The following is a 23,617-nucleotide window of genomic DNA, read 5'->3' as shown; positions in this document are numbered from 1 at the left end:
TGTAATGTGTATGCACGTTTCTCTTAGTATAGCACAGTTTGGCGCAGATGTTCAAAGAAAAATCAATTCTTTATCCAAATTTGTGGTTGACGAACCAGAAAAAAGATGGCAAGCTTAATTTTAAAGTAAGTCCTTCCGTCCCGGAAGGCGAGTGAGGTGTAGGATTATATGAGTAGAAAAGCAGGAAAAGTCTATGTGGTGGGACATAAGAATCCGGATACGGACTCCATCTGTTCGGCCATTGCTTACGCATATCTGAAAAAGCAGGTGACAGGGGAGGAGTATGTTCCACGCAGAGCAGGTCTGATCAATGAGGAGACAGCCTATGTGCTGAACCGGTTTGGCGTAGAGGCGCCGCCGCTTTTGCAAAATGTAAAGCTTCAGGTAAAGGATATTGATATCCACAAGATCGATGGCGTGGATCCCCAGTTCTCCATCAAGGATACCTGGGAAAAAATGAAAGAAAATAATGTGAAAACCATTCCAGTGTTGAAGGATGAAGAGCTGGTGGGAGTGATCTCTACCGGAGATATCGCCACATCCTATATGGACGTTTATGACAACCGGGTGTTGTCCGCGGCCAAGACCCAATATAGAAATATCATCAAGACACTGGACGGCACTTTGGTGACAGGAAATGAACATGGGAAATTTACCAAAGGGAAAGTGGCGATTGGCGCGTCCAATCCAGATCTGATGGAGCGGTTTATTGAGAAAGATGACCTGGTGATCCTGGGCAACCGCTATGAGTCCCAGGCATGCGCGGTGGACATTGACGCCAGCTGCCTGGTGATCTGTCAGAATGCGGAGATTCCGGACGAACTGATCAAAAAGGCAGAAGAGCAGAGCATCGTGATCATCCGCACGCCCCACGATACCTTTACGGTGGCCAGGCTGATCAATCAGAGCATTCCGGTCAAATATTTTATGACGAAAATGCCTTTGACCACCTTCCAGCTTACGGATTATGTGGACGATATCAAAGACGTGATGACCAAAAAGAAGTTCCGTGATTTCCCGATCCTGGACCGTCACGGAAGGTTCCGGGGATTTATTTCCAGACGTCGGTTCCTGGACGTGAGCAAGAAAAAAGTGATCCTGGTGGACCACAACGAAAAATCACAGGCCGTGGACGGCATCGAAGAAGCAGAGATCGTGGAGATCGTGGACCATCACAGGCTGGGAAATATCGAGACGGTAGGTCCGGTGTTCTTTCGCAATCAGCCGGTAGGCTGCACTGCTACGATCATTTATCAGATGTATCAGGAAGCGGGAGTCAAGATCAGCAAAACCATCGCAGGCCTTCTGTGTTCTGCGATCATATCCGACACCCTTCTGTTTCGTTCTCCCACTTGTACTGCGGTGGATGAAAAGACAGCAAAGAAACTGGCGAAGACAGCGGAGATTGATCTGGAGCAGCTGGCAGGAGAAATGTTCCGGGCAGGCAGCAACCTGCAGGGTAAGAGCGCCGAGGAGATCTGCTTCCAGGATTTCAAACAGTTTACAGTAAATGAGATCGTGTTTGGCGTGGGACAGATCAATTCCATGAACCGGGAAGAGCTTTCGGAGATCCGTGAGAAGCTTACGCCCCATCTGCCGAAGGTGCTCAAAGCCAATAATCTGCAGATGATCTATTTCATGCTGACTGATATCCTGGATGAATCTACCGAACTGATCTGCTGCGGCGCAGGCGCGAAAGAGCGGGTACTGGAGGCGTTTGATCTAAGGGAGGATACGGATCCGATCATCCTGAAGGGGGTTGTGTCCAGAAAGAAACAGCTGATCCCGACGCTGGTCAGCTTTATGCAGCAGTAAAGAAAAGGAAGGATTGCTATGGGAAAACAGATATGGAAACCAGGAAATATGCTCTATCCGCTTCCGGCTGTGCTGGTGAGTGCAGCGGATAAAAAGGGAGAAGCCGGAATCCTGACTGTGGCCTGGACCGGCACGATCTGCACCAACCCGGCGATGCTGTATATTTCTGTAAAGCCGGAACGCTATACATATCACATGATCCGTGAGACCGGAGAGTTTGTGGTAAACCTGACTACGAAGAAGCTGGCCAGGGTCACGGACTGGTGTGGAGTGCGTTCGGGAAGAGACGTCGACAAATGGGAGGAAACCGGGCTTACGAAGGGCAGAGCCAGCCGGCTTGTCTACGCGCCTCTTATTGAAGAAAGCCCGGTGAACCTGGAGTGCCAGGTAACAGAGGTAAAAGAACTGGGAAGTCATCATATGTTTCTGGCCCGTATCCTGGCTGTTCAGGCGGACGAGGCGTACATGAATGAGAATGGGAAATTTGAACTGAATGAAACCGGACTGATCGCATATTCTCACGGGGAATATTTCAGCCTGGGAGAGGATCTGGGAAGATTTGGCTTTAGTGTAAAGAAAAAATAAGCAGACGGATGGAAAAGCCGGATGCGAACGTAGATTTAAAATAGGAAAACTGCGGAAATCCCGCAGTTTTTCTTAAGAACAGACAGGAGAAGGGAAAGGATGCAGGAAAACAGAACGCAGGAAACAGCGCATGAGTTTGCCAGAGAAGAACTTTTGATCGGAAGGGACGGGATGGAAAAGCTGCGGAAGGCCACAGTGATGGTGCTGGGTGTGGGAGGCGTGGGCTCTCACTGTATCGAAGCTCTGGCAAGAGGCGGGATCGGAAGGCTGATCCTGGTGGATAATGACCAGGTCTCTCTTACCAATATCAATCGCCAGTCCATTGCCTGTCACAGCACACTGGGAGAATACAAGACCCAGGTGATGAAGGCGCGGATCCGGGACATTTGTCCGTCCACGGAAGTGATAACTTATGAGACATTTGTGCTGCCGGAAAACCGGGAGGAAATCTTTGCAGTCCGGCCGGATTATATCGTAGATGCCATTGATACGGTGACGGCAAAGCTTACGGTGATTGAAAAGGCATGGCAGGAAGGAATCCCGGTGATCAGCTGTATGGGAACCGGCAATAAGATGCACCCGGAACTTTTTGAGATTACGGATATCAGCAAAACCAGTGTCTGTCCCCTTTGTAAGGTGATGCGGCGGGAATTGAAGGCAAGAGGGATTCGGGGGGTAAAGGTGCTCTATTCCAGGGAACAGCCCATCGATATATCCGGAAGGGATACCGGAGAGGAAAAAGGGAACCGCAGAGTTTTGCCCGGCAGTATTTCTTTTGTGCCGCCGGTGGCGGGACTTTTGATCGCAGGCGAAGTGATCCGGGACATCATTGGATGGAAAGAAAGGTAGGAAGCTATGGATTTATTTGACTATATGCGGGAACAAAACATGGAAAAAGAAGCTCCTCTGGCTTCGCGGTTAAGACCTGTGACTCTGGAAGAGGTGGTGGGTCAGCAGCATATCATTGGAAAGGATAAGCTTTTATACCGGGCCATTCGCGCCGATAAGTTAAGTTCCGTCATCTTTTATGGGCCGCCCGGCACAGGAAAGACAACCTTGGCAAAGGTCATCGCCCATACCACCAGCGCGGAATTCACTCAGATCAATGCCACTGTGGCAGGGAAAAAGGATATGGAAGAGGTGGTGAAAAAAGCACAGGATCTGCAGGGAATGTATCAGAAGAAAACCATTCTGTTTATTGATGAGATCCACCGGTTTAATAAAAGCCAGCAGGATTATCTGCTGCCTTTTGTGGAGGATGGCACGATCATTTTGATCGGCGCTACCACAGAAAATCCTTATTTTGAGGTAAACGGGGCGCTTTTGTCCCGGTCTGTGGTGTTTGAGCTAAAGCCGCTGGAGCCGGAAGACATTAAGACGCTGATCCGCCGGGCAGTTTCTGACCGGGAGAAAGGCATGGGAAGCTACGAAGCGGTGATAGAAGAAGAAGCGCTTGATTTTCTGGCGGATATTTCCGGAGGGGATGCAAGGAGTGCGCTCAATGCGGTGGAACTGGGGATCCTGACTACCGGGCGAAGCGAGGACGGCAAGATTCATCTGACGCTTTCCGTGGCTTCTGAATGTATCCAGAAACGGGTGGTCAGGTATGACAAATCCGGAGACAATCACTATGATACAATTTCCGCTTTTATCAAGAGCATGCGGGGCTCCGATCCGGATGCAGCGGTCTATTATCTGGCAAAAATGCTTTATGCCGGAGAAGATATCCGGTTTATCGCCAGACGTATCATGATCTGTGCTTCTGAGGATGTAGGGAACGCAGATCCCATGGCGCTGACGCTGGCAGTGTCGGCAGCACAGGCAGTAGAAAGGATCGGCATGCCGGAGGCCCAGATCATCTTATCGCAGGCAGTGACCTATGTGGCGGCCGCACCAAAAAGCAACGCTGCTACGAAGGCCATTTTTTCAGCCATGGAAAGCGTCCGGAGCACGAAGACCAGCGTGCCGGCCCATTTGCAGGACGCTCACTATAAAGGAGCAGGGAATCTGGGACACGGAGTCGGCTATAAATACGCACATGATTACCCCCACCACTATGTGGAACAACAATACCTGCCGGATGAGATTCTGGGAGCCAGGTTTTACGAGCCCGGAGAGAATGGACGGGAAAAGCAGATGCGGGAGTGGATGGAGTATATACGGAAGCGGTAAAATGTGACGGAAGTGTGAACGGGGACGTAGACCTTTGCAAAAGGTCTACGTCCCCGTTCACACTTCCGTCACATTATTCTTTGATTGTTCCGTCGATACCGATGGTCACTACCTGCCAGGGAATCCATTTTCCGCTGGCTTTTAAGGCGTTTGTGGCTGCTCGTTCGATTCCGCCGCAGCACGGGACTTCCATGCGTACGATGGTCAGGCTTTGAATGTCGTTGGCCTGGATGATCTGGGTCAGCTTTTCGGTATAATCAACAGGATCCAGTTTGGGACATCCGATTAATGTGATATGGTCTCGGATGAATCTGCGGTGAAAATCACCGTATGCATAGGCGGTGCAGTCCGCTGCTATGAGCAGGTTTGCGCCGGAAAAGTAGGGCGCATTTACCGGGGCGAGCTGGATCTGGACCGGCCATTGTGTCAGTTCGCCGGGAACGGCCTGCGGGTCTGTAAGAGCAGACGAAGCGTTTCCTTTGGTCATCTGACGTGCCTGCTGGCCGGGACAGCCGGAAAACACAGGATGTGCCTTGGAGGCCGTGGCTTCTTTTGCGGCCAGATGTTTTTGGACGGCAGCGGCGTCGTAGGCGGCTGCCTCCCGTTCTTCAAAGGTGATGGCTCCGGTAGGGCAGGCGGGCAGGCAATCGCCCAGGCCGTCGCAGTAATCTTCGCGGATCAGTTCGGCTTTGCCGTTTATCATCTGGATGGCTCCTTCGTGGCAGGCAGAGGCACAGGCGCCGCAGCCGTTGCATTTTTCTTCATTTATATGGATAATTTTTCGGATCATTGTTGATTTCCTCCTTGACTTGATGGCTGTAGTTTACTACACTCATAAGAAACTGTATGTTGGATTTCCAACAAAGGAGAGAAAAATGAGAAAAGAATTAGAAGTGATAAGCCGGGCGACTCTTTTTGGGGGCATCAAAGGCGAAGAACTGGAAAAACTTCTTGTCTGTATGGACAGTACGAGGAAGAAGTACCGCCGCCAGGAGATGATCCTGTCTGAGGAAGAGATCCCGGACAGGATCGGGATCGTGCTGGAGGGAAGTGTACAGGTGGTCCAGGATGACGTGTTTGGAAACCGGAATATCGTAGAGAAGTTGGAGAAGGGCGGTCTGTTCGGAGCGGCTTTTGCCTGCGCGGGAGTCAGAAAAAGTCCGGTCAGCGTGATCGCGGAAAAAGACTGCGAGATCTGCTGGATGCATATCGGAAAGGTGCTTTCTGTCTGTCCGGCGGCCTGTCCCTGCCATCAGCAGATGCTTCGCAATCTGGTGACGATCCTGGCAGGAAAGAACGTGGCGTTCAGTGAAAAGATTACCTGCCTGTCCCGCCGGAGTACCAGGGAGAAGCTGTTGTCCTATCTGTCGGAGACCGCAAAAAAAGAAAAGAAGCGGCATTTTGTGATCCCCTTTAACAGGCAGGAACTGGCAGATTATCTCTGTGTGGACCGAAGTGCCATGTCGGCGGAGCTGTCAAAGCTCCGCCGGGAAGGGGTACTGGATTATAAGAGAAGCGAATTCTGGCTTCTGTAAATGGCAGGGCCAAAAACTATTTGATGTCCCGCTTCTGGAAACTCCTTTCCGGTCAGCTTTTTTACCAGCATTTCGCCGAGTATGGCAAACAGAGACACAAATTCCAGAAAGCAGATGTTGAGCGCCAGGGCGCCTTCGCTTTGCCGGATCAGAAAGGGTAGAAGTAAACCGGACCGGACGATGAAAAACAAAGATCATTGGCTGGAAACTTTGATAATGGAACGCTTTACTACGGTAAAATCAAACAAATCTGTTCCCGAACAAAAGGGGAATTTATAAAATATTAACAAAAAACAGAGTGCGTTCTATTTTCTTGTTGACTTTGGAGACAGCTGAGTTATAATGAAACAGGATTGAAAAAAGCCAATGCGAAGAACAGGACAGGACTTCCGAAGTTCAGCTGCTATCAGAGAGTTCCCGGCTGGTGTGAGGGAACAGCACGGCGAGGAAGCCATCCCCTGCGAGCAGTCGGGACGAACGCGGTACGCCAAGTAGCCCGGACCGGAATTCCACCGTTATCAGGAAACCTGTTAATCCGCCAGGATTTGAGAGTACCTTCCGGGGATGAACCCAAGAGACGGGGAGGAAACCTGGAAAGTGCTGAGGACGCAGACAAAGCGGACGACGGGAATGAGTGACCGAGATGATCGGTAATGAGAAGTGGTAACGCGGAGAAAATATACTTCGTCTTCTGACAGAGTGATCTGTCGGGAGGCGTTTTTCTTTTTCGTGGGACAGATGAAAACGTTCCCTGCAGGAGAACTTTCCGGAGGAAATGTCTACAGAGGAGATTCCGGATGGAGAAAGCTGGCTTTGATCCGAAGATGCCTTGAAAAAGGTGTTTGACACCTCAGTTTTACATTAAAAAGGAGAGTAGAGAATTATGAACACACTGGTAATCGTATTGATCGCCGCCGTCTGCCTTATCGCGGCATACGCGCTGTACGGACGCTGGCTGGCGAAAAAGTGGGGAATCGATCCGAAAGCGAAGACTCCTGCGGTCGTTCACAATGACGGACAGGACTATGTACCGACGGACGGCTGGACTGTATTTGCACATCAGTTTTCATCCATAGCAGGTGCGGGCCCTGTCACCGGAGCGATCCAGGCAGCGGCGTTTGGATGGCTGCCGGTCCTTCTGTGGATCATCCTGGGCGGCATCTTTTTTGGAGCCGTTACAGATTTCGGCGCTCTGTATGCAAGTGTTAAGAACGATGGAAAATCAATGGGGCTGCTGATCGAGAAATATATCGGAAAAGCGGGAAGAAAGCTGTTCCTGGGATTCTGCTGGCTGTTCTGCCTGATCGTGATCGCGGCATTTGCCGATATGGTGGCGGATACATTCAACGCATATGTGGTGACAGACGGAGTACAGACTCTTTCTGAGAATGCACAGGTAAACGGAGCAGCGGGAAGCATTTCCCTGTTCTTTATCCTGTTTGCTGTGGTATTCGGTGTGGTTCAGCACAAAGTGAAGCTGACCGGATGGAAAGAAGTTGTGTTCGGGCTGGTATGTACCGTGCTGGCGTTTGTATGCGGTATGAACTTCCCGGTGATCCTGGGCAAAGAGATGTGGGTATACATCGCATTTATCTATATCTTCCTCGCGGCAGTGCTGCCCATGTGGTTTGTGATGCAGCCGAGGGATTACATGTCCACATTTATGTTTATCGGTATGATCGCAGGTGCAGTCCTGGGGCTTCTGTTTGCGCATCCGACGATGAACCTTCCGGCATTTACCGGATTCCAGAATGAGAGTCTGGGAACACTGTTCCCGATCCTGTTCGTAACAGTCGCCTGCGGTGCGGTATCCGGATTCCACAGCCTGGTATCGTCAGGTACTTCGTCCAAGACCATCTCCAACGAAAAGGATATGCTCAAAGTCGGATACGGAGCGATGGTGCTGGAAAGCCTTCTGGCAGTGATCGCGCTCTGTGTTGCAGGTGCGGCAGCAGGGGCGGACGGAACTGCAGCAGTGGGAACGCCGTTCCAGATCTTCTCGTCCGGAGTGGCAGGATTCCTTGAGATGTTCGGTATCCCGGTCTATGTGGCGCAGAGCTTTATGACCATGTGCGTGTCTGCCCTGGCGTTTACAACACTGGATTCGGTTGCTCGTATCGGGCGTATGTCATTCCAGGAGCTGTTCAGCAAGGATGACATGGAGCACGCGGAAGGATGGAGAAAAGTCCTGTGCAATAAATATTTTGCAACGGTCATCACACTGGTATTCGGATATATCCTGACCCAGGTCGGATACTCCAATATCTGGCCGCTGTTCGGAAGTGCGAACCAGCTTCTGAGCGCCCTGGTACTGATCACATTGTGCGTATTCCTGAAAGTTACGGGAAGAACACTGAAAACATTGGTGCCTCCGTTCGTGATCATGCTGATCGTGACATTTACGGCACTGGTCCAGAGATCCATTGCCCTTGTGAAGGCGTTTTCCGCAGGAACAGCTGTATTTATGGTTGAAGGGCTGCAGCTGATCGTGGCGATCCTGCTTCTGATCCTGGGAGTTACGATCGTGGTCACTTCAGGAAAAGAGCTTGTGAGAAAGAAAGCAGAGAAATGATAAATCATACGGAACTCTGACATTCTATAAAACAGAACAGAGAAAGAAGAACACCGGAGAAAGCGGGGGTGCCTGCTCTCTCCGGTGTTTCTTTAGGGTGGATATTTTTCACAAAGCAGACCATCAGTCAGAGATCTCGCTGACCATAAGGCTTTGCACGGTGCTCCGCCATCAGCCGGTTGATCTTATCCATATATCTGCTGTGGATGGCTTCATAATACCGGCGGCTCAGTGGCGCCTCCATACCGGAACCGAAACATACTATAGTCCATAATCCTGTTGGAATGGAAGGGGATCGTAACAACTGCATCTTCCGTTTCTTTTTTATATTTTTCCGTTTCGATTCTTGCCTGTTCTTTTGCCCATGCCATGACACCATCACGATCAGTGCCAAGCCGTTCCGATAATTCGGCCAGAGTACCTAGTTTTTTAATCGTGGTAGAAGTACTCTTACCCTGGGCATTTGTATAGGACTTTGTAATGTAAAAGGATTCGGAATTTTTTGATTTAGATGTTGTGACACGCATAATAATCACCTCTGTAATAATTCATATATCACTAAATATTACTAGATAGCAAAACGAAAAACTTGACAAAAAAAGTACAGGCTTTATGCGGCCTGTAAGCACTTTTTTAATTATGCAACTGTCTTGTAATTTTCTGTTTCAGAAGCTATAATTTACTGTAGAAATATTTTATAGGAAACAGGAGGATACCTATCATGACCATTTATGATTCTGTAAATAAGACAGAAGTAGAAGTAGACGGAACCAAAGGACTGATCGAAAAGATGAAGGAAGGACGTCAGGTGGATCTGTATCTGAAGGAGAAAAAGTCTGACGAAGACGGATACATGTCCTGGGATGTAGAGCACTGGTCCAGTGTTGACGGCAAGAGATTTATCCGCTGCTACTCTCTGGAGGGAAGAGTGTTGAGCGAATCTACCGGACACAACATCTACGATCTGGCGAATGATTTTAAGCCGGAAGAGGCTGCAAAAGTAGAACTGAGCTAATGGTTCCGGTTCTTATGGAAGCGGACAGGGCTGTCAGAGATTTTCTCTGGCAGCTCTTTTTTTGTGGAGACATTAAAAAAGATCAAGTTAAGAAAGGGCTAAGACTGGTTAAGATACTTCATTTACATTTAAATATGAAGGAATATAATATTGTGTTGTGCAAATGTTTATGCGTATCAGGATGAGAGAAAAGGAGGAATTCACATGCAAACTTTTATTATCGGTCTTGTAATCCTGTTTGTGGGAGCTGCGATCTACGGCAAGTTCTGCGAGCATGTATTCGGGCCTGACGACAGGAAGACTCCTGCCTACACGAAACAGGACGGATTGGATTATGTTCCTATGAGAGAGTGGAAAAACAGTCTGATCAATCTTCTGAACATTGCGGGAACAGGCCCTATCCTTGGGCCGATCCAGGGTATCCTGTTTGGTCCCATCGCCTTTATCACGATTCCCATCGGAAATGTGATCGGCGGCGCGATGCATGACTATTTTTCCGGTATGATCTGTCTTCGCGACGGCGGGACGCAGATGCCGGATATGATCCGCAGGTACAGCAATAAGGGTGTTTATACCTTTTATCAGATCTTCTGCAGTCTGTTGCTTTTGCTGGTCGGCGCGGTATTTATCTATACACCGGGAGACATCGCGGCAACGCAGGTGTTTGGCTTTGACGGAGCTGCCACTTCGGTTTCTACCTGGGTGATATACGGAGTGATCTTTGTGTATTATCTGATCGCGACCGTATTTCCGATTGATAAAATTATCGGACGGATCTATCCGATCTTCGGAGCGATTCTTTTGTTCTCTGCCATCGGTGTATTTGCCGGGTTGTTTATCAAAGGATACCCGCTGATCAATATCTGGGACAACTGGAACGGCGCGCTGGTGTCTTACGGGGATTATTTTGATGCAAATCATTTTATCCCGATCTTCTTTATCACAGTGGCCTGTGGTATTTTGTCCGGTTTTCATTCCACACAGACGGCGATCATTTCCCGTACGATGAAGAGTGAACGCCAGGGCCGTATGACATTCTATAATATGATGATCCTGGAAGGCTTTATCGCCATGGTATGGGCGGCAGGAGCCATGGGCGTCTACAATCTCGGACTGCAGGCGGCTGACGCGTCTCTTGCGACAGCGACCATTGGAGTAGTCTGCAAGGACATCCTTGGGCCGGTAGGCGGAGTCATCGCTCTTCTGGGCGTGATCGTGCTTCCGATCACTTCCGGCGATACCGCGCTTCGGTCTCTTCGTATGGCAGTGGCGGACGCCCTGCATCTGGATCAGAAAAATGTGGCGAAGCGCTTGAGCCTGGCTGCGATTATCTTTGTACTGGTTGCGGTAATCCTGGTGTTTGCCAAGAGCAACGCGGAAGGCTTCAATATCCTGTGGCGTTATTTTGCGTGGTCAAACCAGAGCCTTTCCCTGTTCGCGTTCCTGGCCATCTCGATCTGGATGTTTGAGAACAACCGGGCAAAGTTTGTCTGGATCCCGCTGATCCCGGGAGCGTGGTACGCATTTGTGACGGTTACATATATCGTGAACGCCAAGATAGGCTTTAACCTTCCCTGGGCGGCTTCCTACGCGATTGGAATCGCGGCTGCGGCCGTATATGCCGGAGCGATCCTCTGGTACGGAAAAAAACGTGCAGCCCGTAAAGCGCAGAAGGAACAGCAGTAATTTGCGGATCGTTTTCTGATAAGAATGACAGCAGAGCATGTTATGTGTGAAAGAATGGTTTCATATATAACATGCTCTTTTTGCGTGATACGCCCGGGAGGGCGGCCGCCGTGCTCGCACGGGCGGGCATCCTTTATTCAAAAGAAAAAAATGAGGAAATGGTGTTGACAAACAAATGGCAGAGTGCTAAATTAATAGTCGAAGATGTTAGCACTCAATTTTAAAGAGTGCTAATAAGCCGAAGGAAGGAGGAACGCGGATGGTAGCGGACCACGGACTGAGCGAGCGGAAGCTAAAGATTCTGCACGCGATCATCCAGAACTATCTGGAGACCGGAGAACCGGTAGGATCCAGGACCATATCCAAGTACACAGATCTGAATTTAAGTTCAGCCACCATAAGAAATGAGATGGCGGATCTGGAGGAACTGGGCTACATCTTACAGCCTCATACGTCCGCCGGACGGATCCCTTCGGACCAGGGCTATCGCCTCTATGTAGATATGCTGATGGAGGAGAAGGAGCAGGAGCTTACGGAGATGCAGGAGCAGATGCTGGAAAAGGCAGACCGCATGGAACAGCTATTAAGCCAGGCTGCGAAGGTGCTGGCAAGCAGCACCAACTACGCGACCATGGTCTCCACCCCCGTAAGCAGCGCCAATAAGCTGAAGTTCATCCAGCTATCCATGGTGGATGAAGAGCAGATTATAGCGGTCATCGTGCTTGGAGGCAATGTGATCAAGAATAAGATCATCAATGTGGAGGAGCCCTTAAGCAATGAAAATCTTCTGAAGTTAAATATGCTTCTGAATACGACGCTGACAGGAATGCCGATCGAGGAGATCAATCTGGGGCTGATCGCCAGGCTGAAAGAACAGGCCGGAATCCACAGTGAAGTGGTGGGCAATGTGCTGGACGCTGTGGCGGAAGTGATCCAGGTGGATAACGAGATGCATATCTATACCAGCGGTGCCACGAACATATTTAAGTACCCGGAGCTCAGCGATAAGCAGAGCGCCCAGGAGATCATCAGTGCGTTTGAAGAGAAGCAGCAGTTAAATGAACTGGTGACCCAGACGCTGGCCAGAGAGGACAACACCGGGATCCAGGTATACATCGGTGATGAAACTCCTGTCCAGAATATGAAAGACTGCAGCGTAGTGACCGCAACCTATGAATTGGGCGAGGGCATGAAGGGAACGATAGGAATTATCGGACCGAAGCGCATGGATTACGAACACGTACTCAAATCCATGAAGCGGCTTCAAAATGAACTGGATCAGATGTTTCATAAGGAAGAAACATAGGAAGTAAAGAAAGAAAGGTGGAAGAACCCTTGGAAAATAAGCAGGAAAAGAGCCAGGAAGAAATGGTAAAGGAAGCCGTGGAAGAGGCAAAAAAAGCGGCGGAAGAGGCCGCGGAAGAAGAGACTGCACAGGAAACTGCGGAAGAGGCAGCTGAAGAGACCGCAGAGGAGACTGCACAGGAAACTTCTGAAGAAGCTTCGGAAGAAGCCGCAGATTCTGAAAAAGCAGAAGAAGGATCCGAAGAAAAGAAGAAATTTTTCGGGAAAAAGAAAAAAGATAAAAAAGAGGAAAAGATCGAGGAACTGACGGATAAGCTGACCCGTCAGATGGCAGAGTTTGATAACTTCCGCAAACGTACGGAAAAGGAGAAATCCCAGATGTACGAAGTAGGCGCGAAAGATATCATAGAAAAGATTCTTCCGGTCGTGGATAATTTTGAGCGGGGACTTGCCGCTGTGACCGAAGAAGAAAAAGACAATGCCTTTGTACAGGGCATGGAAAAAGTTTACAAACAACTGATGACAACACTGGAAGGAATCGAGGTGAAACCCATCGAGGCCGTCGGCAAAGAGTTTGATCCGAATTTCCATAATGCAGTGATGCATGTGGAGGATGAAAACCTGGGAGAAAACATTGTTGCCGAAGAGTTTCAAAAAGGTTACCTGTACCGTGACTCTGTTGTGAGACACAGTATGGTAAAAGTAGCAAACTAACATAAAAAATAGAAATTCATTTTACAGGAGGAATTCAAAATGGGCAAAATTATTGGTATTGACTTAGGAACTACAAATAGCTGCGTAGCCGTTATGGAAGGCGGGCAGCCTACAGTAATCGCAAACACAGAAGGAGCAAGAACCACACCGTCTGTCGTAGCATTTACGAAGACCGGCGAGCGTCTGGTGGGCGAGCCTGCAAAACGTCAGGCTGTTACCAACGCAGAGAGAACTATTTCTTCTATTAAAAGAGAGATGGGCTCTGATTACAGAGTAACGATCGATGACAAGAAGTATTCTCCGCAGGAGATTTCCGCAATGATCCTGCAGAAGCTGAAAGCAGATGCAGAAGGATACCTGGGAGAAAAGGTGACAGAGGCAGTTATTACTGTACCTGCATACTTTAACGACGCACAGCGTCAGGCTACCAAGGACGCAGGAAAGATCGCGGGCCTGGATGTTAAACGTATCATCAATGAGCCTACGGCAGCAGCCCTGGCTTATGGACTTGACAATGAGAAAGAGCAGAAGATCATGGTATATGACCTTGGCGGCGGTACTTTTGATGTGTCGATCATCGAGATCGGCGACGGCGTCATTGAAGTTCTTTCCACAGCCGGAAACAACCGTCTGGGCGGTGATGACTTCGACCAGAAGCTGACCGATTACATGATCGCTGAATTTAAGAAACAGGAGGGCGTAGACCTTTCCAATGACAAGATGGCTCTGCAGAGACTCAAAGAAGCGGCAGAGAAGGCAAAGAAAGAGCTGTCTTCCGCAACTACCACTAACATCAACCTTCCGTTCATCACTGCAACTGCAGAAGGACCGAAGCATTTTGATATGAATCTGACCAGAGCAAAATTTGACGAGCTGACCAACGACCTGGTAATGAAGACTTCCGAGCCGGTACAAAGAGCGCTGTCTGACGCAGGCATCACAGCATCTGAACTTGGCCAGGTACTTCTGGTAGGCGGATCTACCCGTATCCCGGCTGTACAGGAAGAAGTAAAACGTCTGACAGGCAAAGAGCCCAGCAAGTCTCTGAACCCGGATGAGTGCGTGGCTCTGGGAGCATCTGTACAGGGCGGTAAGCTGGCCGGTGATACCGGCGCAGGAGACATCCTGCTTCTGGATGTAACTCCGCTGTCTCTGTCTATCGAGACCATGGGAGGTGTGGCAACCAGACTGATCGAGAGAAATACCACCATCCCGACCAAGAAGAGCCAAATCTTCTCTACAGCTGCAGATAACCAGACAGCGGTTGATATCAATGTAGTACAGGGCGAGCGTCAGTTCGCAAGAGACAATAAGTCCCTCGGACAGTTCAGACTGGACGGCATCGCACCGGCTCCGCGTGGAGTACCGCAGATCGAGGTTACCTTCGATATCGATGCAAATGGTATCGTAAATGTATCCGCCAAGGATCTGGGAACCGGAAAAGAACAGCATATTACCATTACCGCAGGCTCCAACATGTCCGATGAAGAAATTGATAAAGCTGTGAAAGAAGCAGCTGCATTCGAGGCGCAGGATAAGAAGCGGAAAGAAGGCATCGACGCCAAGAATGAGGCCGACGCTATGGTATTCCAGACAGAGAAGGCGCTGAAAGAAGTAGGCGACAAGCTGGACGGCGCAGACAAAGCCGCGGTAGAGGCGGACTGCAAAGCACTCAAAGAGCTGCTTGAGAAAGTAAACATGGAAGACATGACAGACGCCCAGATCGCAGAGATCAAGGCAGGAAAAGAGAAACTGACAGAAAGCGCGCAGAAGCTGTTCACCAAGATGTATGAGCAGGCAGGCGCTGCTGCAGGAGCAGGACAGGGCGCAGGCCCGAACCCGGGTGCAGGTGCAGGCCCGAATCCGGGACCGGCTCCGGACGGATTCCAGGGCGATGACGTAGTCGATGGAGATTATAAAGAAGTCTAATTACTAGAAAAGGGATAAATCATGGCAGAAGCAAAGAGAGATTATTATGAGGTGCTTGGCGTCAGCAGAGATGCTGACGAGGCAACTCTGAAAAAAGCATACAGACAGATTGCCAAGAAGTATCATCCTGACATGAACCCCGGAGATGCAGAGGCGGAGAAAAAGTTTAAAGAAGCCTCGGAAGCATACGCGGTGTTAAGTGACCCTGACAAGAGAAGGCAGTATGACCAGTTTGGTCATGCTGCTTTTGAGGGCGGTGCAGGAGGCGCAGGCGGATTTGGCGGATTTGACTTCAGCGGCGCGGATTTCAGTGATATCTTCGGAGATATCTTTGGAGATCTGTTTGGCGGCGGCCGCAGAGGCCGGGCAAACCAGGGGCCGATGAAAGGGATGAATATCCGCAAGAGCGTGCGGCTTACCTTTGAGGAAGCTGTGTTTGGCTGTGAAAAAGAGCTGGATGTAGTGCTCAAAGATCCCTGTCCCAAGTGTGGAGGTACAGGCGCGAAGCCGGGAACTTCCCCGGAGACCTGTCCGAAATGCGGAGGAAAGGGCCAGGTGGTCTATACACAGCAGTCCTTCTTCGGAACGGTACAGAACGTACAGACTTGTCCGGACTGTCACGGAACCGGCAAGATCATCCGGGAGAAATGTCCGGACTGTGGCGGCACCGGCTATGTATCCAGCCGCAAGAAGATATCTGTGACGATTCCGGCAGGTATCGACAACGGTCAGAGCGTGCGGATCCGCGAAAAAGGCGAGCCTGGCGTAAATGGCGGACCAAGAGGCGATCTTCTGGTGGAGGTAGTGGTGTCCAGGCATCCGATCTTCCAGAGACAGGATATGCACATTTTCTCGACAGTGCCGATTTCTTTTGCACAGGCGGCTCTCGGCGCAGATATCCGGATCCGGACCGTAGACGGAGAAGTACTTTATACGGTAAAGCCGGGCACAAAAACAGATACCAAAGTGCGCCTGAAAGGCAAGGGCGTTCCATCCGTGAGAAACTCACAGGTAAGAGGCGATCATTATGTAACATTGGTGATCCAGACACCCGAGCATTTAAGCCCAGAGGCAAAAGAAGCCTTGCGTAAATTCGATGAACTGGCCGGGAACAGCCTGGGAAGCCCGGAAGAAAAACAGGAAAATCCCAAAAACGGGAAAAAGAAAAAAGGATTCATGGATAAAGTGAAAGAAGCTTTTGAAGAATCATAAATGTGAACAAAATGTGAACGGGGACGTAGACCTTTGCAAAAGGTCTACGTCCCCGTTTGCGTGTTGAGAGCAAGAATTATAAAGAATATGGGAAACAATATTATGCAATCTGCATAAAAGAAAAAAACTTCTTCCGAAGTCAGTTCAATAGATAGAACAAAAATTGTGATGTTTTCGTTAAAAAAAGCGAAAAAATAGCAAGAATTATAAAAGAAAAACCAAGATTCATATGGAAAAGGACACGGAAAAAGAATACAATGAAGTTACAATAAAACTTAAAGGAGGTAAGTTTATGAAAAAGAAAACAGTCAAAAAGCTTTTGTCAGTATCTCTGGTTTCAGCTATGACCGTAGTTCTTCTTGCAGGCTGCGGCGGTGGAAGCGACAGCGGTGAAGACAGCGGAAGCGACGAGAGCGGAAGCGGAGACGGCAAAACTCTGAAGGTGGCAGCTTTTGAAGGCGGAAACGGAGCTGACATCTGGGAAAAGATCACAGCAGCTTTTGAAGAGGAGTTCGATTGCGAAGTAGAGCTGGAGCTTTCTTCTGAGCTTGATCAGGTTCTGACAAAAGAGATCCAGAACGGAGATGTTCCGGACGTTGTTTACTACAACCTGGGTCAGGAAAGCGGATTCACAGAGACTATGCTGAAGGAGCAGGCAGTTGCCGATATTTCAGACGTCTTTGATGATGAGCTGAAAGGGAAAATGGTAGAAGGTATCCTGGATGGTACTGCAGCACAGCCGTATGGCGATGGCAAGATCTATCTGGCGCCGATCTTCTACACACAGACTGGTTTCTGGTACAATGCAACACTGGTTGGTGAAGGAAAAGAATATGCAGTACCGACCACATGGGATGAATTCTTTGCTCTTGGCGAGCAGGCAAAGGCAGACGGAAGATCCCTGTTCACCTATCCGCAGCCGGGATACTTTGATGCTACCATGTATGCAATGCTGGCACAGGCAGGCGGAACAGATTTCTACAACAACGCTCTGACCTATGATGAGAACACCTGGACTTCTGATGAAGGAAAGAAGGTTCTTGATACCATCGCAACACTGGTATCTTCTGACAACCTGTGGGCAGACACCGTATCCAACGCTAACACAGACGGCGGATTCAAGGTGAACCAGCAGGCAGTTATCGACGGCGATGCACTCTTTATGCCGAACGGAAGCTGGGTAGTTGGCGAGATGGCGAACTCCACACCTTCTGATTATGAGTGGGGCGTAATGGGAGTTCCGAAGTGGAGCGCAGACGAATCACAGTCTGTATACACATTCACCGAGCAGATGTGGATCCCTGCAGATGCACCGAACATGGATCTTGCAAAAGAATTCATCAAGTTTATGTACTCTGACACTGTTGTTGATCTTTGCCTTGCAAATAAGACAACAAACGCTGAAACCGGCGAAGAGTCTGACGCACCGATCGTAGTACCGGTACAGGGCGCAGCTGACAAGCTTCCGGAAGGCGTAATCAAGACAAGCTTCCAGACAGGCGACGATGTTGTGGCTGTAACAGGAACATGGGCAACCACAGCTCCGATCGAAGGTCTTGATATGAAAGGTTCTGTATACGGAGCCATCGATTCTGTCAGCACAGGCGATATGAGCGTTGACGAGTGGCAGGCGCAGCTGGTTGATGTTTGGTCACAGTGTGCAGATGCAATGGAATAAGAAACATTTAAACTGCGAAAGCATTTGTGTGGAAAAACGGTGAGTGATCTGCTCACCGTTTTTCAAAGGAAAGGAGAAATGGTATGAATCGAAAGAAGGCGCAGGGACGGTTCGTATTCTGCTGTATAGCGCCGGCTGCCATTCTTGTTACACTCTTCATCTTTGTTCCGACGATCAACGTGTTCAGAATGTCATTGTACCGGATGGGCGGTATCACCAACAGAAAAGAGTTCGTTGGATTTAACAACTTCAAATCCCTGATGGGAGACGATAATTTCCTGCAGGCCATGCAGAATACGATCGCAATCATTGTACTTGTAACATTATTTACCATCTTTTTTGCTATTTTGTTCGGTGCGATCTTACACCGCGGAAAGTTTAAGGGGAAAAACTTCTTCCGTGTCATCTTCTATGTGCCGAATATTTTGAGTATCGTAGTTATCGCCGGTATTTTCGGCGCGATTTATAATCCCAGTACCGGACTTCTTAATACGTTTTTAAGAGCCATCGGTCTGGATCCTCTGGCGCACCAGTGGATGGGAGACCAGAACATCGTACTGTATTCCATCATTTTTGCACTGGTATGGCAGGCAATCGGTTATTACATGGTTATGTATATGGCCAGTATGGCGGCAATTCCGGAAGATCTCTATGAAGCGGCTTCCCTGGATGGAGCAACGGAGATACAGATGTTCTTCCAGGTAACACTTCCGCTGATCTGGAGCAACATCCGGACAACCCTTACTTTCTACATCATCAGTACGATCAACTTAAGCTTCCAGTTCGTACAGATCATGTCCGACGGCGGCCCCAACGGCCACTCGGAAGTATTCCTGAACTATATGTACAAGCAGGCATATGGCGCAGGCGTATATGGTTATGGTATGGCCATTGGCGTAGTGGTATTTCTTTTCTCGTTTGTACTTGCGGCAGTTGTCAATAAGATTACGGACAGAGAAGTTCTGGAATTTTAGAAAGGAGGGCCGAACGTATGAAAAAGCAGAATCCGGCAACGAGGCTTTTGTTTAAAGTGATCGTTTATGCCGCGTTGATTATTATGACCATCTCGATCATCATTCCTGTGGCCTGGGTATTTATGGCCAGCTTTAAACGGAATGCGGAATTTATCGGGAAAGGGACAAATCCCTGGGCGCTGCCAGAGCAGCTTCAGTGGCAGAACTATGTGACCGCGTTTGTGGATGCGGAAATGGGAAAATTCTTCCTCAATTCTGTGATCATCACCGCGCTGTCTCTGGTCCTTCTTCTGGTGATCGCCCTTCCGGCAGCCTATGCGCTGTCCCGGTTTGATTTTAAGGGAAAGAAAATTTTAAATATTGCCTTTATGGCAGGACTTTTTGTAAATGTAAACTACATCGTAGTACCGATCTTCCTGATGCTCTCCGGAGCCAATCGGATGCTGGGCGTGGAATTTTTCCTGGACAACCGGTTTATCCTGTCGCTGATCTATGCATCCAGTTCCCTGTCGTTTTCTATTTACCTCTTAAGCGGTTACTTTAAAACGCTTCCCAAGGGATATGAAGAGGCGGCATACATTGACGGATGCGGATATTTCAGGACCATGGTGAAGATTATGATCCCCATGGCAAAACCCAGTATCATCACAGTCATCCTGTTCCAGTTCCTGTCCTTCTGGAATGAGTATATCATTGCATTTACCCTGATGGACGAGAACAGCACACTGGCGGTAGGACTGAAAAACCTGATGGCGGTAGAGAGGACGGCCACCAACTATGGTATCATGTACGCAGGTCTTGTTATCGTTATGATCCCGGTACTGATCCTGTATGTATGCGTACAGAAACAGCTGACCAAGGGTATGACGCTTGGCGGACTGAAAGGTTAGGAGGAGAAGAGAATGAGTAATGTTGTAAGAAATGTGATCATGATCATCGTATTTATCGCTTGTCTCGCCCTGATCTTTATCGGACAGAAAAACATCAGCGCTACCGGACTTGGAATGGAGCTCCTGGGCCTGGTGGGACTTCTGGTCCTGTTGTTTATTTATAATCGCAGATATAAGTAATGGCGGAATACAAGATTGAAAGGAGAACAATGTGAAATCACAGACTAAAGGCAGAGTTACAATTCCAACAGACGTAGATGTGGTGCCCGAGACTCTGGAACTGGTAGAGCGCTGGGGAGCGGACGCGATCCGTGACTGCGACGGAACCGACTATCCGGAGGAACTCAAAAACGTGGATGCGAAAGTCTACTCTACTTACTATACAACAAGAAAGGATAATGAGTGGGCCAAAGCTAATCCGGATGAGATACAGCAGATGTATATTATGACACCTTTTTATACCGCTGTGGAAGATGAACTGTCCGTTCATCTGATGGATCATCTGTATCCCGACATGTTAAAGGTAAATGACCGGGATGACATTACAAGATGGTGGGAAGTGATCGACCGCACCACAGGCGAAGTTGTCCCGGCATCCCAGTGGACTTACGACGGGGAGACCGGAAATGTGACCATCCACGGGGCAAAAGCATTCCACGATTATACTGTCAGCTTCCTGGCATATATCATGTGGGATCCGGTGCATATGTACAATGCAGTGACCAATGGCTGGACGAATTTTGAAAAGCAGATCACCTTTGATGTGCGCCAGCCAAAGACGCACAAATATTCTATGGAGCGTCTGCGTAAATTTATCGCGGACAATCCGCATGTGGACGTGATCCGCTATACTACATTTTTCCATCAGTTTACACTGATCTTTGATGAACTGGCGCGGGAAAAATATGTGGACTGGTACGGATATTCCGCTTCTGTCAGTCCCTATATCCTGGAACAGTTTGAGAAGGAAGTGGGATATAAGTTCCGTCCGGAATATATCATCGACCAGGGATATATGAATAATACCTATCGTATCCCCTCCAAAGAATTCCGGGATTTCCAGGATTTCCAGAGAAGAGAAGTGACAAAGCTGGCAAAAGAGATGGTGGATATCACTCATGAGTGCGGTAAAGAAGCCATGATGTTCCTGGGCGACCACTGGATCGGTATGGAGCCGTTTATGGACGAGTTTAAAAACGTCGGCCTGGACGCAGTGGTAGGAAGTGTGGGCAACGGCTCCACCCTTCGCCTGATCAGCGACATTGACGGCGTGAAATATACAGAAGGACGTCTCCTTCCGTACTTCTTCCCGGATGTGTTCCATGAAGGCGGAGATCCGGTGAAAGAAGCCAAGGTGAACTGGGTAACGGCCAGAAGGGCGATCCTTAGAAAGCCCATCGACCGGATCGGATATGGCGGTTACTTAAAGCTTGCCATGGAGTTCCCGGAGTTCGTGGACTATGTAGAGAGCGTCTGCGATGAGTTCCGGACCCTGTATGATAATATCAAGGGAACCACCCCTTACTGCATCAAGAAAGTGGCAGTCTTAAACTGCTGGGGCAAGATGCGGGCATGGGGCAACCACATGGTGCACCACGCTATTTATTATAAACAGAACTATTCTTACGCAGGCATCATTGAGGCCTTAAGCGGCGCGCCCTTTGACGTGAAGTTCATCAGTTTTGACGATATCCGTAAGAATCCGGATATCCTGGACGATATCGATGTGATCCTGAACGTGGGAGATGCGGATACCGCATACTCCGGCGGGGAGAACTGGACGGATGAGACCATTGTTACTGCAGTAAAGAAATTTATTTACAACGGCGGCGGATTTATCGGCGTCGGGGAGCCGGCGGCACATCAGCACGAAGGACATTTCTTCCAGCTTGCTACCGTGATGGGTGTAGAAGAAGAAAACGGATTCACCCTGAATGTGGATAAATACAACTGGGAGGAACATGCACACTTTATCACCGAGGACTGCAAAGGAGAGGTGGATTTTGGAGAAGGCAAGAAAAATATCTACGCCTACGAAGGAACGACCATCCTGTCCCAGAAAGACAAAGAAGTGCAGATGGCAGTAAAAGATTTTGGCGACGGCCGCAGCGTATACATCAGCGGACTGCCCTACAGCTTTGAAAACAGCCGTGTGCTGTACCGGGCGATCCTCTGGGCTTCCCATGATGAAGACAACCTTCATAAGTGGTTCAGCACCAACTACAATGTAGAGGTGCACGCTTATGTAAAGAACGGAAAATACTGTGTAGTAAATAATACCTATGAGCCCCAGAGCACGACCGTGTACAAGGGAGACGGCACAAGCTTTGACCTTGACCTGGAGGCAAACGGGATCTACTGGTATGAGATCTAAAAGAAGAGGGATCCAATGAAAGAATTGCAATTGCTGATCAAACCGGTTTCTTCTGCCTGCAACCTGGCCTGCCGTTATTGCTTTTATATGGATGAGGCCGGGCACCGCCAGATGGGAGACTGCGGGCGTATGACAGAAGAGACGGCAAAGATCGTAATAGAAAAAGCACTTGCAGCGGCGCAGACCTGCGTGTTCGGCTTCCAGGGAGGGGAGCCGGCACTGGCAGGTCTGCCTTTTTTTGAAATGTTCTATGCCTGGGTGGAAAAGCTGAAAAAGCCGGACCAGCAGGTGTATTATACGCTGCAGACCAATGGCACGCTTCTTGATGAAGCGTGGATGAAATTTTTAAAAAAGACCCGTACCCTGGTGGGATTATCCATGGACGGTGTCCGGAAAACCCACGATGCAAACAGGAGAGGAAGAGACGGAGAGGGAACCTTTTCCGAAGTGTTTGATACGGCGCAGAGACTGAAGCAGGAAGGGATTCCTTTTCATATCCTGTGCGTGCTGACCGCAGAGACTGCCGCCAGGATCGAGGCCATTTACCGGTTTTTTATGCGGAAAGGGTATCTCTATCAGCAGTATATCCCCTGCCTGGATCCGCTTGACGGGCGCAGGGGAGGACAGAGCTATTCGCTGACGCCGGCTCTTTATGAAGAAGCGCTGAAAAAACTGTTCGATCTGTGGTATGAGGACAAGGTAAAGGGAGTGCCTGTGTATCTCAGGCAGTTTGAAAATTATGTGGATATGCTGCTGGGCGGACAGCCGGAGGCCTGCAGCATGTACGGACAGTGCAGCATGCAGAATGTGATCGAGAGTGACGGGACGGTATACCCCTGTGATTTTTACGCGCTGGACGAATATCAGATGGGTAAGATCACAGATCCGGATGTGACATTTGAAACAATGAAGAATATGGCAGAACACCCGAAGCGGGATTCTTTTTTTGCAGATGCGAAGAAGAGAGATGACCGTTGCCCGGACTGCCGGTGGTATCCTTTGTGCCGGGGCGGCTGCAAAAGAGACTGTATCCGGGACGGCAGCAGATATACCAATTATTATTGCGAAGCGTATCAGGGGTTTTTTGCTTCTGCCATCGGCCGCATGGAACAGCTTGCACATGCCCGGGAAAAAGGGCTGATCTGAGGAAGCCGGGCTTTT

20 protein-coding genes are annotated in these 23,617 nt (G+C 49.3%); 18 read left to right on the top strand and 2 right to left on the bottom strand.

Annotated elements, in window-relative coordinates; genetic code table 11:
* The first annotated feature begins 168 nt into the window (after positions 1-168).
* The 4 genes from ABGT54_RS09590 to ABGT54_RS09575 all read left to right on the top strand — a co-directional run bounded on the left by ABGT54_RS09590 (position 169) and on the right by ABGT54_RS09575 (position 4,572).
* Positions 169-1,815: a putative manganese-dependent inorganic diphosphatase gene (locus tag ABGT54_RS09590; RefSeq protein WP_346663881.1), complete on the top strand. Its 1,647-nt coding sequence runs from the start codon at positions 169-171 to the stop codon at positions 1,813-1,815.
* 18 nt (positions 1,816-1,833) lie between these two features.
* A complete protein-coding gene (locus ABGT54_RS09585; protein WP_346663880.1) occupies positions 1,834-2,400 on the top strand; it encodes a flavin reductase family protein in 567 nt (188 codons plus the stop codon).
* Positions 2,401-2,499: 99 nt separating this feature from the next.
* Positions 2,500-3,249 (top strand): tRNA threonylcarbamoyladenosine dehydratase, encoded by a 750-nt coding sequence (locus tag ABGT54_RS09580; RefSeq protein WP_346663879.1) that lies wholly within the window; start codon positions 2,500-2,502, stop codon positions 3,247-3,249.
* A 6-nt stretch (positions 3,250-3,255) separates the two neighbouring features.
* Positions 3,256-4,572, top strand: a complete 1,317-nt coding sequence (locus tag ABGT54_RS09575; protein WP_346663878.1) for a replication-associated recombination protein A — start codon at positions 3,256-3,258, stop codon at positions 4,570-4,572.
* A 73-nt stretch (positions 4,573-4,645) separates the two neighbouring features.
* Here the strand turns inward: ABGT54_RS09575 and ABGT54_RS09570 are convergent, their stop codons facing one another.
* On the bottom strand, positions 4,646-5,362 hold the full coding sequence (locus ABGT54_RS09570) for a 4Fe-4S binding protein (protein WP_346663877.1): 717 nt from the start codon (positions 5,360-5,362) through the stop codon (positions 4,646-4,648).
* Positions 5,363-5,447: 85 nt separating this feature from the next.
* Here ABGT54_RS09570 and ABGT54_RS09565 point away from each other — a divergent pair, with 85 nt between their 5' ends.
* A complete protein-coding gene (locus ABGT54_RS09565) occupies positions 5,448-6,107 on the top strand; it encodes a Crp/Fnr family transcriptional regulator (RefSeq protein ID WP_346663876.1) in 660 nt (219 codons plus the stop codon).
* A gap of 883 nt (positions 6,108-6,990) precedes the next feature.
* Positions 6,991-8,679 (top strand): carbon starvation protein A, encoded by a 1,689-nt coding sequence (locus ABGT54_RS09560; RefSeq protein ID WP_346663875.1) that lies wholly within the window; start codon positions 6,991-6,993, stop codon positions 8,677-8,679.
* 212 nt (positions 8,680-8,891) lie between these two features.
* Here ABGT54_RS09560 and ABGT54_RS09555 read toward each other — a convergent pair whose 3' ends face one another.
* Complete coding sequence (locus ABGT54_RS09555; protein WP_346663874.1) at positions 8,892-9,206, bottom strand: hypothetical protein; 315 nt, start codon at positions 9,204-9,206, stop codon at positions 8,892-8,894.
* A 194-nt stretch (positions 9,207-9,400) separates the two neighbouring features.
* On the opposite strand from ABGT54_RS09555, the gene ABGT54_RS09550 reads away from it, so the two are divergent.
* The 12 genes from ABGT54_RS09550 to ABGT54_RS09495 all read left to right on the top strand — a co-directional run bounded on the left by ABGT54_RS09550 (position 9,401) and on the right by ABGT54_RS09495 (position 23,602).
* On the top strand, positions 9,401-9,694 hold the full coding sequence (locus tag ABGT54_RS09550; protein WP_204907957.1) for a hypothetical protein: 294 nt from the start codon (positions 9,401-9,403) through the stop codon (positions 9,692-9,694).
* Positions 9,695-9,898: 204 nt separating this feature from the next.
* On the top strand, positions 9,899-11,380 hold the full coding sequence (locus ABGT54_RS09545; RefSeq protein WP_346663873.1) for a carbon starvation CstA family protein: 1,482 nt from the start codon (positions 9,899-9,901) through the stop codon (positions 11,378-11,380).
* 259 nt (positions 11,381-11,639) lie between these two features.
* Positions 11,640-12,686: a heat-inducible transcriptional repressor HrcA gene (gene hrcA / locus ABGT54_RS09540; RefSeq protein ID WP_346663872.1), complete on the top strand. Its 1,047-nt coding sequence runs from the start codon at positions 11,640-11,642 to the stop codon at positions 12,684-12,686.
* 62 nt (positions 12,687-12,748) lie between these two features.
* The gene (gene grpE, locus ABGT54_RS09535; RefSeq protein WP_346663970.1) at positions 12,749-13,399 is read left to right on the top strand and encodes a nucleotide exchange factor GrpE; all 651 of its coding nucleotides are present in this window, start codon (positions 12,749-12,751) and stop codon (positions 13,397-13,399) included.
* Positions 13,400-13,438: 39 nt separating this feature from the next.
* On the top strand, positions 13,439-15,328 hold the full coding sequence (dnaK, locus tag ABGT54_RS09530; RefSeq protein WP_346663871.1) for a molecular chaperone DnaK: 1,890 nt from the start codon (positions 13,439-13,441) through the stop codon (positions 15,326-15,328).
* Between the two features lie 21 nt (positions 15,329-15,349).
* Positions 15,350-16,540 (top strand): molecular chaperone DnaJ, encoded by a 1,191-nt coding sequence (gene dnaJ, locus ABGT54_RS09525; protein ID WP_346663870.1) that lies wholly within the window; start codon positions 15,350-15,352, stop codon positions 16,538-16,540.
* A 292-nt stretch (positions 16,541-16,832) separates the two neighbouring features.
* Positions 16,833-18,218 carry a carbohydrate ABC transporter substrate-binding protein gene (locus ABGT54_RS09520; RefSeq protein WP_346663869.1) on the top strand — a complete coding sequence of 462 codons (1,386 nt, stop codon included), beginning with the start codon at positions 16,833-16,835 and terminating at the stop codon, positions 18,216-18,218.
* Positions 18,219-18,301: 83 nt separating this feature from the next.
* Positions 18,302-19,192 (top strand): sugar ABC transporter permease, encoded by an 891-nt coding sequence (locus ABGT54_RS09515; protein WP_346663868.1) that lies wholly within the window; start codon positions 18,302-18,304, stop codon positions 19,190-19,192.
* Between the two features lie 17 nt (positions 19,193-19,209).
* Positions 19,210-20,082: a carbohydrate ABC transporter permease gene (locus ABGT54_RS09510; RefSeq protein WP_346663867.1), complete on the top strand. Its 873-nt coding sequence runs from the start codon at positions 19,210-19,212 to the stop codon at positions 20,080-20,082.
* Between the two features lie 12 nt (positions 20,083-20,094).
* Positions 20,095-20,262 carry a hypothetical protein gene (locus tag ABGT54_RS09505; RefSeq protein WP_346663866.1) on the top strand — a complete coding sequence of 56 codons (168 nt, stop codon included), beginning with the start codon at positions 20,095-20,097 and terminating at the stop codon, positions 20,260-20,262.
* A gap of 31 nt (positions 20,263-20,293) precedes the next feature.
* A complete protein-coding gene (gene gnpA / locus ABGT54_RS09500) occupies positions 20,294-22,456 on the top strand; it encodes a 1,3-beta-galactosyl-N-acetylhexosamine phosphorylase (protein WP_346663865.1) in 2,163 nt (720 codons plus the stop codon).
* 15 nt (positions 22,457-22,471) lie between these two features.
* Positions 22,472-23,602 (top strand): radical SAM protein, encoded by a 1,131-nt coding sequence (locus tag ABGT54_RS09495; RefSeq protein WP_346663864.1) that lies wholly within the window; start codon positions 22,472-22,474, stop codon positions 23,600-23,602.
* Positions 23,603-23,617 lie beyond the last annotated feature (15 nt).

Origin of the sequence: uncultured Merdimonas sp. (genome assembly GCF_963929015.1) — a bacterium.
Taxonomy (GTDB): domain Bacteria; phylum Bacillota; class Clostridia; order Lachnospirales; family Lachnospiraceae; genus Merdimonas.
Note: the sequence above shows the minus strand (reverse complement) of the source record. Positions and strands in the feature narration are given on the sequence as shown.

Excerpts from the sequence above, each read along its gene's own strand:
- ABGT54_RS09520 (WP_346663869.1), top strand. The coding sequence starts at position 16,833 with ATGAAAAAGAAAACAGTCAAAAAGCTTTTGTCAGTATCTCTGGTTTCA.
- ABGT54_RS09575 (WP_346663878.1), top strand. The coding sequence starts at position 3,256 with ATGGATTTATTTGACTATATGCGGGAACAAAACATGGAAAAAGAAGCT.
- ABGT54_RS09505 (WP_346663866.1), top strand. The coding sequence starts at position 20,095 with ATGAGTAATGTTGTAAGAAATGTGATCATGATCATCGTATTTATCGCT.
- ABGT54_RS09545 (WP_346663873.1), top strand. The coding sequence starts at position 9,899 with ATGCAAACTTTTATTATCGGTCTTGTAATCCTGTTTGTGGGAGCTGCG.
- ABGT54_RS09565 (WP_346663876.1), top strand. The coding sequence starts at position 5,448 with ATGAGAAAAGAATTAGAAGTGATAAGCCGGGCGACTCTTTTTGGGGGC.
- ABGT54_RS09515 (WP_346663868.1), top strand. The coding sequence starts at position 18,302 with ATGAATCGAAAGAAGGCGCAGGGACGGTTCGTATTCTGCTGTATAGCG.
- dnaJ (WP_346663870.1), top strand. The coding sequence starts at position 15,350 with ATGGCAGAAGCAAAGAGAGATTATTATGAGGTGCTTGGCGTCAGCAGA.
- dnaK (WP_346663871.1), top strand. The coding sequence starts at position 13,439 with ATGGGCAAAATTATTGGTATTGACTTAGGAACTACAAATAGCTGCGTA.
- grpE (WP_346663970.1), top strand. The coding sequence starts at position 12,749 with ATGGTAAAGGAAGCCGTGGAAGAGGCAAAAAAAGCGGCGGAAGAGGCC.
- ABGT54_RS09590 (WP_346663881.1), top strand. The coding sequence starts at position 169 with ATGAGTAGAAAAGCAGGAAAAGTCTATGTGGTGGGACATAAGAATCCG.
- hrcA (WP_346663872.1), top strand. The coding sequence starts at position 11,640 with ATGGTAGCGGACCACGGACTGAGCGAGCGGAAGCTAAAGATTCTGCAC.
- ABGT54_RS09510 (WP_346663867.1), top strand. The coding sequence starts at position 19,210 with ATGAAAAAGCAGAATCCGGCAACGAGGCTTTTGTTTAAAGTGATCGTT.
- ABGT54_RS09560 (WP_346663875.1), top strand. The coding sequence starts at position 6,991 with ATGAACACACTGGTAATCGTATTGATCGCCGCCGTCTGCCTTATCGCG.
- ABGT54_RS09570 (WP_346663877.1), bottom strand. The coding sequence starts at position 5,362 with ATGATCCGAAAAATTATCCATATAAATGAAGAAAAATGCAACGGCTGC.
- ABGT54_RS09585 (WP_346663880.1), top strand. The coding sequence starts at position 1,834 with ATGGGAAAACAGATATGGAAACCAGGAAATATGCTCTATCCGCTTCCG.
- ABGT54_RS09495 (WP_346663864.1), top strand. The coding sequence starts at position 22,472 with ATGAAAGAATTGCAATTGCTGATCAAACCGGTTTCTTCTGCCTGCAAC.
- ABGT54_RS09580 (WP_346663879.1), top strand. The coding sequence starts at position 2,500 with ATGCAGGAAAACAGAACGCAGGAAACAGCGCATGAGTTTGCCAGAGAA.
- ABGT54_RS09555 (WP_346663874.1), bottom strand. The coding sequence starts at position 9,206 with ATGCGTGTCACAACATCTAAATCAAAAAATTCCGAATCCTTTTACATT.
- ABGT54_RS09550 (WP_204907957.1), top strand. The coding sequence starts at position 9,401 with ATGACCATTTATGATTCTGTAAATAAGACAGAAGTAGAAGTAGACGGA.